Annotated in this window: 12 protein-coding genes; 3 read left to right on the top strand and 9 right to left on the bottom strand. The window is 61.0% G+C overall.

Translation table 11 applies throughout. The features are described 5' to 3' along the window. Nucleotides 1-62 precede the first annotated feature (62 nt). Nucleotides 63-1,085: an LLM class flavin-dependent oxidoreductase gene (locus tag CFBP4996_RS21715; RefSeq protein ID WP_003522491.1), complete on the top strand. Its 1,023-nt coding sequence runs from the start codon at nt 63-65 to the stop codon at nt 1,083-1,085. A 103-nt stretch (nt 1,086-1,188) separates the two neighbouring features. On the opposite strand, the gene CFBP4996_RS21710 is transcribed toward CFBP4996_RS21715, so the two are convergent. After that, nucleotides 1,189-2,307 carry a mandelate racemase/muconate lactonizing enzyme family protein gene (locus tag CFBP4996_RS21710; protein ID WP_080853847.1) on the bottom strand — a complete coding sequence of 373 codons (1,119 nt, stop codon included), beginning with the start codon at nt 2,305-2,307 and terminating at the stop codon, nt 1,189-1,191. A gap of 230 nt (nt 2,308-2,537) precedes the next feature. On the opposite strand from CFBP4996_RS21710, the gene CFBP4996_RS21705 reads away from it, so the two are divergent. Beyond that, nucleotides 2,538-3,212: a GntR family transcriptional regulator gene (locus tag CFBP4996_RS21705; RefSeq protein ID WP_059756898.1), complete on the top strand. Its 675-nt coding sequence runs from the start codon at nt 2,538-2,540 to the stop codon at nt 3,210-3,212. Nucleotides 3,213-3,321: 109 nt separating this feature from the next. Next, nucleotides 3,322-4,791 carry a mannitol dehydrogenase family protein gene (locus tag CFBP4996_RS21700; protein WP_080853848.1) on the top strand — a complete coding sequence of 490 codons (1,470 nt, stop codon included), beginning with the start codon at nt 3,322-3,324 and terminating at the stop codon, nt 4,789-4,791. A gap of 51 nt (nt 4,792-4,842) precedes the next feature. On the opposite strand, the gene CFBP4996_RS21695 is transcribed toward CFBP4996_RS21700, so the two are convergent. The 8 genes from CFBP4996_RS21695 to CFBP4996_RS21660 all read right to left on the bottom strand — a co-directional run bounded on the left by CFBP4996_RS21695 (nt 4,843) and on the right by CFBP4996_RS21660 (nt 13,333). After that, entirely contained in the window at nt 4,843-5,688 is an 846-nt protein-coding gene (locus tag CFBP4996_RS21695; RefSeq protein ID WP_003522486.1) for an ATP-binding cassette domain-containing protein, read from the bottom strand. Beyond that, nucleotides 5,685-6,524 (bottom strand): ABC transporter ATP-binding protein, encoded by an 840-nt coding sequence (locus tag CFBP4996_RS21690; RefSeq protein WP_003522485.1) that lies wholly within the window; start codon nt 6,522-6,524, stop codon nt 5,685-5,687. The genes CFBP4996_RS21695 and CFBP4996_RS21690 overlap by 4 nt, the downstream gene beginning before the upstream one ends. 3 nt (nt 6,525-6,527) lie before the next feature. Continuing rightward, a complete protein-coding gene (locus CFBP4996_RS21685; RefSeq protein ID WP_003522484.1) occupies nt 6,528-7,442 on the bottom strand; it encodes an ABC transporter permease subunit in 915 nt (304 codons plus the stop codon). Beyond that, nucleotides 7,439-8,446 carry an ABC transporter permease subunit gene (locus tag CFBP4996_RS21680; protein WP_003522483.1) on the bottom strand — a complete coding sequence of 336 codons (1,008 nt, stop codon included), beginning with the start codon at nt 8,444-8,446 and terminating at the stop codon, nt 7,439-7,441. Before CFBP4996_RS21680 ends, CFBP4996_RS21685 begins: the two co-directional genes overlap by 4 nt. A gap of 61 nt (nt 8,447-8,507) precedes the next feature. After that, the gene (locus tag CFBP4996_RS21675; protein WP_020809098.1) at nt 8,508-10,112 is read right to left on the bottom strand and encodes an ABC transporter substrate-binding protein; all 1,605 of its coding nucleotides are present in this window, start codon (nt 10,110-10,112) and stop codon (nt 8,508-8,510) included. 119 nt (nt 10,113-10,231) lie between these two features. After that, nucleotides 10,232-11,419 (bottom strand): M24 family metallopeptidase, encoded by a 1,188-nt coding sequence (locus CFBP4996_RS21670; protein ID WP_080853849.1) that lies wholly within the window; start codon nt 11,417-11,419, stop codon nt 10,232-10,234. Nucleotides 11,420-11,972: 553 nt separating this feature from the next. Then, complete coding sequence (locus CFBP4996_RS21665) at nt 11,973-12,722, bottom strand: SDR family oxidoreductase (protein WP_080853850.1); 750 nt, start codon at nt 12,720-12,722, stop codon at nt 11,973-11,975. Next, nucleotides 12,719-13,333 (bottom strand): nucleoside 2-deoxyribosyltransferase, encoded by a 615-nt coding sequence (locus CFBP4996_RS21660; RefSeq protein WP_059756911.1) that lies wholly within the window; start codon nt 13,331-13,333, stop codon nt 12,719-12,721. The genes CFBP4996_RS21665 and CFBP4996_RS21660 overlap by 4 nt, the downstream gene beginning before the upstream one ends. Nucleotides 13,334-13,393 lie beyond the last annotated feature (60 nt).

Below are 13,393 nucleotides of genomic sequence, written 5' to 3'. Positions count from 1 at the left end.
TGACTGACAACAACGAAGTCGGTTTGTGAAGACCGGCATCCTCCGACATCTGGAAGGTCATCATGAAAAAAATCGGATTCCTGTCCTTCGGCCACTGGACGCCCTCGCCCCAGTCGCAGACCCGCTCGGCTGCGGACACGCTGCTGCAATCGATAGACCTCGCCGTCGCGGCGGAAGAGCTGGGCGCCGACGGCGCCTATTTCCGCGTGCACCATTTCGCCCGCCAGCTTGCCTCGCCCTTTCCGCTGCTCGCTGCCGTCGGCGCGCGCACGAAAAAGATCGAGATCGGCACCGGCGTCATCGACATGCGTTATGAAAACCCGTTCTACATGGCGGAGGACGCCGGTTCGGCCGACCTTATCGCCGGCGGACGCCTGCAGCTCGGCATCAGCCGCGGCTCGCCGGAGCAGGTGATCGATGGCTGGCGTTATTTCGGTTACCGCCCGGCCGAGGGCCAGAGCGAAGAAGACATGGCGCGTCAGCACACCGAAGTCTTTCTCGAACTTTTGAAGGGCGAAGGTTTCGCTGAACCGAATCCGCGCCCGATGTTCCCCAACCCGCCCGGCCTTTTGCGGCTGGAGCCGCATTCCGAAGGGCTGCGCGAGCGCATCTGGTGGGGTTCGAGTTCCAATGCAACGGCGGTGTGGGCGGCAAAGCTCGGCATGAACCTGCAAAGCTCCACCCTGAAGACGGACGAAACGGGCGAGCCTTTCCATGTTCAGCAGGCGCAGCAAATCCGCACCTTCCGGGAAGCCTGGAAGGAAGCAGGCCACACCCGCGAACCGCGTGTGTCGGTCAGCCGCAGCATCTTCGCCCTCGTCAACGACCGCGACCGGTCCTATTTCGGTTACGGCAACGAAGGCGACGACAAGATCGGTTATATCGACGACAAGACGCGCGCGATCTTCGGGCGCAGCTATGCCGCCGAGCCGGAAAAACTGATCGAACAGCTCAAAGCCGACGAGGCCATCGCCGAGGCTGACACGCTGCTGCTGACCGTGCCGAACCAGCTGGGCGTCGATTACAACGCCCATGTGATCGAGACGATCCTCAAGCAGGTAGCGCCGGCTCTCGGCTGGCGCTAAATTTGGAAAAATTGCATCATCCACACTCCGTCATGCCGGATCTAGTCCGGCATGACGGAGAACGTGCTTTCCCTCCCTTAAAATCCGGGCTGTATACCGCTGCTCATTTCACCGCCTTGCCATAACGGGCGAAGCTTTCCGCCAGCGGCGTGGTGCTGGCGCCGGGGTGCTCCGGACGTTTGTAGACACCGTCCCGCACATGGATCGGCTCTTCGAAATGATCCTTGATCCACGGAATATATTCGAGAATGGTCGAAGCCGGGTGCCAGTAGCTCAGATGCACATGCACCTGGCTCATCTCGCCGGCATGCGGCACCACGGGCAGGCGATGGGCGAGCGCCAGATCGGCGACCTGTATATATTCGCTGATGCCGCCAAGCCGGGTCACATCCGGCTGGACATAGGCAACCGCGCCGGCATCGATGAATGAGCGGAACGCATCCACCGTGTAAAGCTGCTCCCCGAGCGCAATCGGAATCGACGTATTGCGCGCCAGCCGCGCATGGCTCGTCACATCGTCATACCAGAGCGGCTCCTCGAACCAGTAAATGTCCAGATCTTTCGCCGCCGCGCAGAAACGCTGGCATGTGGGCAAATCCCACTTGCCGTTGCCGTCGATGGCGATGCGGATGGACGAACCGACACGCTTGCGCACTGCCGCAAGGCGGGCAATATCGATATTCGGATCGTCATGCCCGACCTTGATCTTCAGCCGGGTGAAACCGTCTTCCTCCACCGCCCTTGCGCTGCCCGTCAGCAAATCCTCCAGCGTGAAGGAAAGCCAGCCTATATCGGTATTATAGGCCTCCACCGCCGCCATGCGCGCGCCGCCGAGATAGTGCCAGAGCGGCACGCCCGCCTTTTTCGCCTTCAGGTCCCAGAGCGCAACGTCAATTGCGGCCAGCGCCAGATGGGTGATGCCCGCCCTGCCGACCCATTGCAGCGCCGGATAACGGGCCAGTTTCGTCCACAGCCTCGAATGCTCAGACGCATCCTCCCCCACCAGCAAGGGCGCGTAACAATCGCTAATGCAGGATGTGATCAGCCTGTCCGACGGCAGATGCGCGTGGGTGCCGGTAAAACCATAGCCCTCAAGGCCATCGCTGGTGGTGATCTTTGCGCCGACGACGCCCCAATGGGTGATGCTGTGGGTGGAATCGGAAATGGACTCCGATGTCAGCGGCAGGTGCAGGATGAAAGGTTCGACGGCGGTAATTTTCATGATCGGTCATTCCTCGATTGCTGATTGCTTGCGGGGAGGAATAGACGCCGCGTCCCGCGACCATGGGCCGCGCAGATGGCTTTAGGGAAATTGCCAGACCGCCCTCCTCCAGCAGCCGGCTTCCGATGAGGGATAGAGCTAAAGGAAAAATAGCCTTTGTAAAATAAAAAATTTTTTATTTTTAATATTCAGCCATTGCCAGCCCTTTCAAGCTGGGCAATGATGCCGCCATGAACTCTCTGGTCAAAGTCACGCTCGCCGAACAGGCGCATCAGGAACTGCGCGCGCGCATCGTCAGCGGCAGATTGCGCGGCGGCGAACGCCTGCTGCCCAATGAGCTTGCCGCCGATCTCGGCATCAGCCCCACGCCGGTGAAGGAAGCCTGCCTGAAACTCGAGGCCGATGGGCTGGTGGTCAATTCCTCCCGGCGCGGCATGGTGGTGCGCGATTTCACCGTGGAAGATGTGGAGGAACTTTACGCCGCCAGAATGCTGCTCGAAAAAGGCGCGGTGGAAGTGGCCTTCGACGCCGGGCAACTGGATGAAGCGCTGCACGCGGAACTGCTGGAAAGCCTGGCGAAACATCGTGAATTCGCCAAAGGCTCGACGCTCGACGAATTGTCGAAAGCGCTTTTTTACGACCGCAGCTTCCATACGACCCTTGTGTCGGCGGCGCGCATTCCGGTCATTTCCGGCTCGCATGAGCGCATTCTCGACCAGACCCACACGGTTTTCGTCTCGATCCTCGGCGACTACGCCCGCTCGGTCGAAGAGCACCAGAATATCGCCGATGCCATCGCCGCCGGCAGCAAGGCCCAGATCGTCGATGCCCTGTGGCGGCATCTCGAGCGCAGCCGCCAGAATACGCTGCGCCAGGTCCGGCTGCTCAAAGAGGCCGGCGCCTGATCATTCCGCATATAAGGGGAGGAACCGACATGATGCGCCACAAGCCGGACGCCGCAATGAGAGCGGCGCGAGCCACAACCGTCCCGTTCCGCATGGGGATTTCGCATCGATGACAGACCGGCTTTCCGCTGCAACCCTGCCCCGCCTGCCGCAATCCGTCACGACACCCACCTATGACCGTCAAAGCGTCACGCCCGGCATCGTCCACCTCGGCGTCGGGGCCTTTCATCGGGCGCATCAGGCGGTTTTCATCGACGATTGCCTTAATCGCGGCGAAACCCGATGGGGCGTCGTCGCGGCATCGCTGCGCAGCCCGGACACGCGCGACGCCATCGAGCCGCAGGATAATCTCTATACCTTTTGCCTGCGAGACGGGGAAAGCGAGCGCCTGCGCATCATCGGCTCGATTCTCGAAACCATCGTCGCGCCGGAAGAGCCCGAACGGTTGGTGGAGCGGGTGGCCGATCCGCGCGTCTTCATCGTTACCCTGACCGTGACGGAAAAAGGCTACCTGACCAATCTCGCCTCCCGCAGCCTGCTGCGCGATCATCCCGATATCGTCCATGATCTCGAAAACCCGGAGCGGCCGCGCTCCATCTTCGGCTTCATCCTTGCCGCCACACGGCGCAGGCGCAGGCAAGGTTCTCAGCCCCTGACGCTCCTTTCCTGCGACAACCTGCCCGCCAACGGCCATGTGCTGCAAAAGCTGCTGCTGGAATTTGCGGAACTGGCCGATCCGGAACTGGCTTCCTTCATCGAAACCAATATTACCTGCCCCTGCTCGATGGTGGACCGGATCGTTCCCGCCACCACGGATGCCGATCGCGAGGCGATTTCGACCGCACTCGGCCTCAGTGATGCCTGGCCGGTGGTGGCCGAACCCTATTTCCGTTTCGTCATTGAGGACCGTTTTCCGCATGGAAGGCCGGCGCTCGAGAAATCGGGCGTGGAATTCGTCGGCAATGTCGAGCCCTACGAGCATATGAAGCTCAGAATGCTGAACGGCTCCCACAGCGCCATCGCCGCCATCGGCCAGATTGCCGGCCTTGCGACGGTGGCGGATGCCTGGGGTGAAACGCCCGTGCGCGATTTCATCGACGCCTATTGGCGCGAGATCGAACGGACGCTCGATCCCGCCGTTGACGGGGCGGAATTCGCAGCCGGCCTGCGGGAGCGTTTCGCCAATCCCTCATTGCAGCACAAGACCATGCAGATCGCCTCCGATGCGTCGCAGAAAGTGCCGCTGCGCATTCTTGGCCCCTTGCGCGAATTGCTTGCGGAGAAGGCTGAAAGCCGGACGGTCATTTTCGCCGTCGCGCTCTGGATCAGGTCCTGCGCGGACAAGAATGAAAAGGGGCAGCCGATCACCATTCTCGATCCCGCTTTCAAGGAGTGGGATGCGCCGGATCAACTGGCAATGGCGCCGGATGCGATCGTCGACCGTTTTCTGACTTTCGAACGCACATTTGGCAGCGACCTGCCCATAAACGAAACCTTCGTCTCTACCCTGAAAGCCGCCTATCGCGACATTCGGGAACAGGGCGCGCTTGCGGCAATCGAGCGTTTCCTGAAGTGCTGAAAAAAGAACAGGCCGGAAATCCGGCCTGTTCTTAACCTCGGTCGTCAGCCTTCAGGCTGTCGCTGCCAGCCGTGCCGCCTTGCGGCGTTCCACGCGGGCGCGGATGGCATCGACATCCGTGATCGGTGTCGCGGCGAAAAGCTGGCGGGTATAGGGATGCTTCGGATCGGCGAAGAGTTCCTCGCGCGTGCCCTGCTCCACCGCCACACCCTTCGAAATGACCATCACATCATCGGCGATGTAACGCACCACCGAAAGATCGTGGCTGACGAAAACATAGGTCAGCTCGAATTCTTCCTGAAGGTCGGCGAGAAGGTTCAGCACCTGCGCCTGCACCGAAAGATCGAGCGCGGAGACCGGCTCGTCCAGCACCAGCAGCGCCGGGTTCAGCATCAGTGCGCGCGCAATGGCGATGCGCTGGCGCTGGCCGCCGGAGAACATGTGCGGATAACGGTTGAAATGTTCAGGACCGAGACCGACCTTCACCAGCATGGCTTCGGCCCGCTCGCGCCGCTCGGAAGCCGGTATCTTGGTGTTGATGACCAGCGGTTCCATCAGCACGTCGCCCACCTTCTGGCGCGGATTGAGGCTGCCATAGGGGTTCTGGAACACCATCTGCACCTTGGAGCGCATCTCCGTATCGGGACGGCGTCTGGCGATATCGACCGGCTTGCCTTCGATCTTCAGTTCGCCGCCGGATGCCGGATCGATCAGCGCGATGATGCGGGCCAGCGTCGATTTACCGGAGCCGGATTCACCGACGATGGCGAGCGTCTTGCCGCGCTCGACGGTAAAGTCGATGCCCTTCAGGGCCTGCACCGTCTTGGCGCCGCCGAACAGGCCGCCGGGAACGTGATAGTCGCGGGTAATGCCCTTGCCTTCGACAACGATACTCATTGAACGCCCTCCTTGCCGAAGAAATCGGAAACCGTGGGCAAACGGTCGCCGGTGGCATTTTCCGGCAGGGCCGAAAGCAGTGCCTTGGTATAGGGATGCTGCGGAGCCTCGAACAGGCTCAAGACATCCGCCTCCTCCATCTTGCGGCCCTTATATTGCACGACGACGCGGTCGGCGGTTTCCGCCACCACGCCCATGTCATGGGTGATGAGGATCAGCGCCATGCCATATTCCGCCTGCAGGTTCATCAGCAGATCGAGGATCTGCTTCTGGATCGTCACATCGAGCGCAGTGGTCGGCTCGTCGGCGATCAGCAGGCGCGGCTTGGAGGCGATAGCGATGGCGATCATCACGCGCTGGCACTGGCCGCCCGACATCTGGTGCGGATAGGCCTTGAGCTTGGTTTCCGGCTCGGGAATGCCGACAGCCCGGAACAGTTCCAGGGCGCGGGCACGCGCGGCAGCGCCGCTCATGCCGAGATTGAGGCGCAGAACCTCCTCGATCTGGAAACCGACCGTGAAGGACGGGTTGAGCGAGGCGACCGGCTCCTGGAAGATCATGGTGATCTCGCGACCGATCACCCGGCGGCGCTCCTGCGGCGACATGGCCAAAAGGTTCTTGCCATCGAAGGTCATCTCGTCGGCGGTAATCGTCGCCGTATCGGGCAGAAGCCCCATGACGGCGAGCATCGATACCGACTTGCCGGAACCGGACTCGCCGACGATGGCCAGCACCTCGTGCTTGTCCACGGAGACATCGATGCCGTTGACGGCCGTGAAAGCGCCGGTGGCGGTGGCGAATTTGACGGTGAGGTTCTTGATTTTCAGCAGGCTCATCGCTCAGCTCCGCTTCAGTTTGGGATCGAGCGCATCGCGCAGGCCGTCACCCATGAGGTTGATGGCGAGCACCGAGATCAGGATCGTCAGGCCCGGAAGGGTAACGACCCACCAGGCGCGCAGGATGAATTCACGCGCTTCCGCCAGCATCGTGCCCCATTCGGAAGCGGGCGGCTGCGCGCCCATGCCGAGGAAGCCGAGAGCGGCGGCATCGAGAACCGCGGACGAGAAGGAAAGCGTCGCCTGAACGATCAGCGGCGCAAGGCAGTTCGGCAGGATGGTCTTGAACATCAGCCGGATATTGCCGGCGCCGGCCACGCGGGCGGCGGTGACATATTCGCGCCTGAGTTCGCTCATGACGGCCGCACGCGTCAGACGCGCGAAATGCGGCTGGTAGACGATGGCAATCGCGATCATGGCATTGGTGAGACCCGGCCCGAGGACCGCAACCAGCACCAGCGCCAGAAGCAGCGACGGAAACGCCAGAATGACGTCCATTACGCGCATGATGACGGTATCCACCCAGCCGCCGAAGAAGCCGGCGACGAGACCGATGACGATACCGCCGACAAGGGCGATGGAGACGACGACGACGCCGATGAACAGCGAATATTGCGCGCCGTAGATCAGCCGGGACAGCATGTCGCGGCCCACCGCATCGGTGCCGAAGAAGAAGCCGGCGCGGCCGCCTTCCTGCCAGACCGGCGGGACGAGCAGCGCATCGCGATATTGTTGTGTCGGATCATGCGGGGCAAGGATGGGCGCGAAGATCGCCACCAGCACAAGCAGGATGAAGACGGCAAGCCCGATGACGGCGCCGCGGTTCTGGCGGAAATAGAACCAGAAATCGGCAAGCATCCGGCGGCGGATGGCGGCGTCCGAAAGGCGGACGCCGGGGGTGGTGGTCACATCGGTCATTTGTGACGGATCCTCGGATTGATGAGGCCATAGGTCAGATCGACGAGCAGGTTAACGATCATCACCAGACCCGCGATCAGGAGCAGGCCGCTCTGCACGACCGGATAATCACGGCGCGAGATGGAATCGATCATCCACTTGCCGATGCCCGGCCAGGAAAAGATGGTTTCGGTCAGGATGGCGCCCGCCATCAGCACGCCGATCTGCAGGCCGATGGTGGTGATGACCGGGATCATGGCGTTGCGCAGCGCATGAATGCCGACGACGCGGGCGGACGACATGCCCTTGGCGCGGGCGGTGCGCACATAATCCTCACCCATGACTTCCAGCATGGCCGAGCGCGTCTGGCGCGCAATCACCGCCAGCGGAATGGTGGCGAGCACGACGGAGGGCAGGATGAGATGCGAAAAGGCCGACGCGAAGGCGCCCTTCTGGCCCGAAATCAGGCTGTCGATCAGCATGAAACCGGTGACGGAGGGGAAGAAATACATCAGCGAGATGCGGCCCGACACCGGCGTCCATTGCAGGATGCCGGAGAACATGATGATGAGCAGCAGCCCCCACCAGAAGATCGGCATGGAGAAGCCGACGAGCGCGGTCGTCATGGAAATCTGATCGAACCAGGAACCGCGACGGATGGCGGCGATGACGCCGACCGGCACGCCGATCAGGGTTGCGATGATGATGGCGACGAGACCAAGCTCGACCGTCGCGGGGAAGAGCGACAGGAACTCGGTGAGAACCGGCTTCTTGGTGACCAGCGAATTGCCGAGATCGCCCTGAAGCAGCCGTCCGAGGAAATGAAGATATTGCTGCCAGATGGGCTGGCTGAAGCCGAGCTGTTCGGCAAGCTGCGCATGCCGTTCGGGTGAAATGCCGCGTTCGCCCGCCATCAGCAGCACGGGATCTCCCGGCAGGACGCGCACGAAGGAGAAGGCGACAAAGGTGATCCCGAGAAATGTCGGAACGAGATAGAGAAGTTTGCCGAGAATGAACCGGATCATGGCTTTTTCCTGAAAAGACGCGCGGAAGAACAGGGTTCTTCCGCGCGTCCGTTGTTTGGGATTATTCCGCGATGTCGACGTTTTCGAAGGTGAAGTCGCCAAGCGGGCTCATGGTGAAGCCGGAAACCTTGGCGGACATCGGAACGAACTGCGTGGAATGCGCAAGCGTCGCCCACGGAGCCTGTTCCTTGAAGATCACCTGCGCCTGCTCGTAAAGCTTGGTGCGCTCGGCAACGTCAGTCGCCTGCTTCGCCTTGGAAATCAGCTCGGAGAACTCCTTGTTGCACCACTGCGCACGGTTCGTGCCGCCTTCGCCTGCCGAAGCGCAGGAGAGCAGAACGCCCATGAAGTTGTCCGGGTCACCGTTGTCACCGGTCCAGCCGAGGATGACGGCGCCGTCGCGGTTCACTTCGGTCGACTTCTTGAGGTATTCACCCCATTCATAGGAGACGATCTCGGCCTTGACGCCAACCTTGGCGAAATCCGCCTGGATGAGTTCGGCGGTGCGGCGTGCGTTCGGCATGTAAGGACGCTGAACCGGCATTGCCCAGATCTTCATCGACAAATCCTTGACGCCAGCGGCTTCGAGAGCCTTCTTGGCCGCTTCCGGATCGTACGCATCGTCCTTGATGCTGTCGTTATAGGACCACATGGTCGGCGGGATCGGGTTCTTGGCAACCTGACCGGCGCCCTGGAACACGGCGTCGATGATCGCCTGCTTGTTCATCGCCATGTTCAGCGCCTTGCGGACTTCCGGCTTATCGAAAGGCGCAACGGTGGTGTTGTAGGCGAAGTAGGCGACGTTCAGACCCGACTGTTCATCGAGCTTGAGGTTGGAATCGGCGCGGATGGCGGCAAGGTCAGCCGGTGCCGGGTAAGGCATCAGGTGGCATTCGCCAGCCTTCAGCTTCTGCAGACGAACGGCGGCGTCCGGCGTGATCGCGAAGATCAGGTCGTCGATCTTCGGTGCTTCGCCCCAGTAGTCGGCATTCTTCTGATAGCGGATGACCGCGTCCTTCTGATAGGCGACGAACTTGAACGGGCCCGTGCCGATCGGCAGGTTGTTGAAGTCTTCCTTGGTGCCGGCCTTTTCCAGCGTATCGGCATATTCCTTCGATACGATGGAGGCGAAAGGCATGGCGATGTTGGCGAGGAACGGCGCTTCCGGACGCGTCAGCACGAACTTGACGGTGTAATCGTCGACCTTGACGATTTCCTTGATCAGCGACGGCATTTCCATGGAGTTGAAATATTCGTAGGTGATACCTGCGATATACTGGTTCCACGGGTTCTTCGCATCGCGCTGGCGGTCGTAGCTGAAGATCACGTCATCGGCGTTGAATTCGCGGCTCGGCGTGAACTTGTCGTTGGAGTGCCACTTCACGCCCTTGCGCAGGTGGAAGGTATATTCCAGACCGTCGCTCGAAACTTCCCATTTTTCGGCAAGGCCGGGCTCAACTTCGGTCGTGCCCTTCTTGAACTCGGTCAGGCGGTTGTAGACCGGATGCGCGGAAGCGTCGAAGGTGCCGCCAGCGGTGTAGGGCGACGGATCGAAGCCTTCCGGCGATGCCTCGGAGCAATAAACGAAGGTCTTCGCCATGGCGGGCATGGCGGAAGTGATCGCAATCGCAGAGGCGATAAGCAAACTGCGGGTCAGCGTTTTCATCTGGTGGTCCTTTCCCTCTTTTTCTGAGTTCCTGCGGCCCCGTCCGGGGGCCTACCTCTTCTGGTCAGCAGCGACGCGGGAGCCCCGTGTCGCCGTTCGGTCCTTTGCCTCCCGACCAATTACCCGGCGACCGGCTGAAACAACCGGTCGAGGTTCTTCTCCGGTGGGCAGAACCAGCGCGGTCCCGCCTCCGTCATATAGGCTATATCCTCGAGACGGACGCCGCATTCGCCATAAACGCACAGCATCGGCTCGATGGAAAAACACATGCCCGGCTCCAGCGCCGTGGCATTTCCTGCAACGATATAGGGTTCTTCGTGAATATCCAGCCCAAGCCCGTGGCCGGTGCGGTGCGGCAGGCCGGGAAGCTGATAATCCGGGCCGAAACCGGCCGCTTTCAGGCTGTCGCGCGCGGCCTTGTCCACATCCGAGCAGGCAGCGCCGACTTTGGCTGCGGCAAAGGCCGCCGCCTGCGCGTCACGCTCGGCGTTCCAGAGGAAACGCTGCCGTTCCGTCGGTTTGCCGAAGACATAGGTGCGGGTGATATCGGAACGATAGCCGTGAAGAATGCCGCCGAGATCGACCAGCACCATATCGCCTTCGCTGAGCGTCTGCGCATGGGGCACGCCATGCGGATAGGCCGTCGCCTCGCCGAACTGCACCGCCACGAAAAGCGGCTTCAGGCCAAGCGCAATATGAGCCGCGTTAACGAAATCAGCGACTTCCGTGGTGGAAACCCCAAGACGCAGCCCTTCGAACACGGCCTTCTGCACGCCGTAACTCGCGTCCATCGCCGTCTGGATGATGGCGATCTCGGCTGCGGATTTGACCTGCCGCTGGGCGACGATCATCGGCTGGGCGGAAATGATGCGCCCTTCAAGACGCTGCATGAGGGCCGATGCGAAGACAAAGGGGGTAGCGGGATCGATGGCGACAAGATGACCGGGACAGGCCGGCGCCTCAATGCGCCTTGCCATCAGGTCGAAGGGGCTTTCATCCTCTTCCCAGACGGCAACCTCACCCGCAATGCGGATGAGCGTCTGAAGCTTCGGCTCCTCGAAGGTCGGGCTGACATAGACCGGCACACCTTCCGCCGGCACCAGGGCGCCGTGAATGCGCTCGGAAAGACCAAGCGACAGGCCGGTATAATAGGTCAGCGACGATGATGCATCGAGCCAGACCGCCTTGATATTTTGCTGGATCATTCGCGCCTGCAGGCCGCGGAGTCGCAACCTGAGCTCGTCTTCAGCGATCGATGAAACCGCGATCGGCTGAAACCGCTTCAGCGCCTCTTGAAAGTCTGCCATTCTCTCCCCGCCGCTTTCGGGCCGCAGACACAGGCGTGCCGACAACCTCCCAAGCGTTCTTTTGCCCATGCTTAAACACAGGGCGGGGGGTAAGCAATGGCCCGGCAGGGCGCGCCACCACAAAACTGTGCAAATTTATCTAGACATAACGAAAATGTGATCGACGCACGCCTGATTTCAACGCTCGTTGCCTTGACGCAGAAATTCAAAATCCCCCGGAAATCCAAGGGGAGACTGCGGACCGCCTTCAGCACCGAGCCGGCGCGCTGAAAGTCGACAGCCAAAAACATTTAAGGAAAAGACGCCCAGAAAAGGAAAAAGCCTGCCGCGGGAGGAGGTGCGGCAGGCTTCAAACTTGATCGGTGATTGGGAGGAGGAGTACCACCGATCCACATCGAGCGACGCTGGGAGGAGGAGTGCGTCGCTTCGATGATTTGAATATAGTGGTATCCGTGATTTTTAACAGAGCAAGTCTCGCAATGCAGCATTGCATTTCTGCATAGCTCGAAAATTCCTGCCCGGTTTTTCAGCACTCCCCAAAATCGCGGGAAAATCAGCTGTCCCGATAGACCTGGAAACCGGCGAAGGACTGGTTGACCGGCATGAGTTCGAGGCTGTTGATGTTGATATGTTTGGGCTGCGAGGCGACCCAGTGGATGGTGTTGGCAATATCGTCAGCCGTGATCGGATTGACGCCCTTGTAGAGATTGTCCGAGGCTTCCTGATTGCCGCCGGTGCGCACCAGCGTAAATTCCGTTTCGCACATGCCGGGCTCGATGGACGTCACCCGCACGCCCTTGCCATGCAGGTCGGAACGCAGGCCGAGCGAAAACTGCCGCAGGAACGCTTTGGTACCGCCATACACATTGCCGCCCGTATAGGGGTAATGCGCAGCCACAGACGAGAGGTTGACGACAATACCCTTGCGCCCGATCAGCGTCGGCAGCAGATGGTGGGTGATGTTCAGGAGACCGGTGATGTTGGTGTCCACCATGATCTGCCAGTCTTTCAAGGGCACCTGCGGTGCGGGCGCGGTGCCAAGTGCGAGACCGGCATTATTGACGAGAACGTCGATATCCCGGAAGCCTTCCGGCAGTCCGGACAGCGCCTCTCCTGTCGCTTCCTCGTCGGTGATGTCGAAGGCGAGGCCATGAAAGGCGGAACCGAGCTCGGCGGAAAGCGCCTCCAGCCGTTCCGCCCGCCGGCCCGTGCCGATGACCTTCCAGCCCTCCTTGACGAAGCGCCGCGCCGTGGCCTGTCCGAAGCCGGATGTCGCGCCGGTGATGAGGATGGTTCCGCTCATGATGATGCCTCCACTCTATTGGTTTTTTCAGGGTCAATCGGTGTCAGTAATTTTTCGGCCGCCGCCGCGAGACAGCGCCTGTAGGCCTCGAGATCCGTATACAAAGCCTCTTCGGGAGCATCGCCAACGATGATGACGCCGCCGCGCCGCAAAATCCCGCCATGCAGCATGAGATTGTCGACCATGTCGAAATTCTCGATCGACAGCCCGTCCGGCCCGCGATAACGGCCCGTTTCATCCAGGGTGGCGACGCCACCATAATGCGCCTTGATGCGGGTGAAGTGATTGGCCGCGACATTGGTATAAGCGAAAACCGGCTTGCCCAGCGCACACATGAAGCCCAGCTCATAGCTGGTTCCCGTATCGGCGGCGATGCCGCGAAACGGCGTGAGATTGGCAATCACCGCATCCGCTTCCAGCATCATCCGCTCATCGACGGCATTGATGTTGCAGCCGTGACCGACCCTGGTATCCGCCGGCGGAATTTGCAGATCGCCCGGCGAAAGCGGCGTGAAACCGGCTTCCCGCGCCAGCGAGGCCTTGAGATCGAGCATTTCGCGCGCGTTCGGGAGGAAGACTTCCGGTCCGGCGAGATAGATTTTCTTTGTCATCGGGAATTCATGCGATTTGTCAGGAAAGGATTTCCCGACCCTAACCCGGGGGCTTTCGCA

The organism is Agrobacterium leguminum, assembly GCF_005144435.2.
Lineage (GTDB): Bacteria > Pseudomonadota > Alphaproteobacteria > Rhizobiales > Rhizobiaceae > Agrobacterium > Agrobacterium leguminum.
The sequence above is the reverse complement of the archived record's forward strand: the minus strand, read 5'-3'. Positions and strand labels throughout refer to the sequence as shown.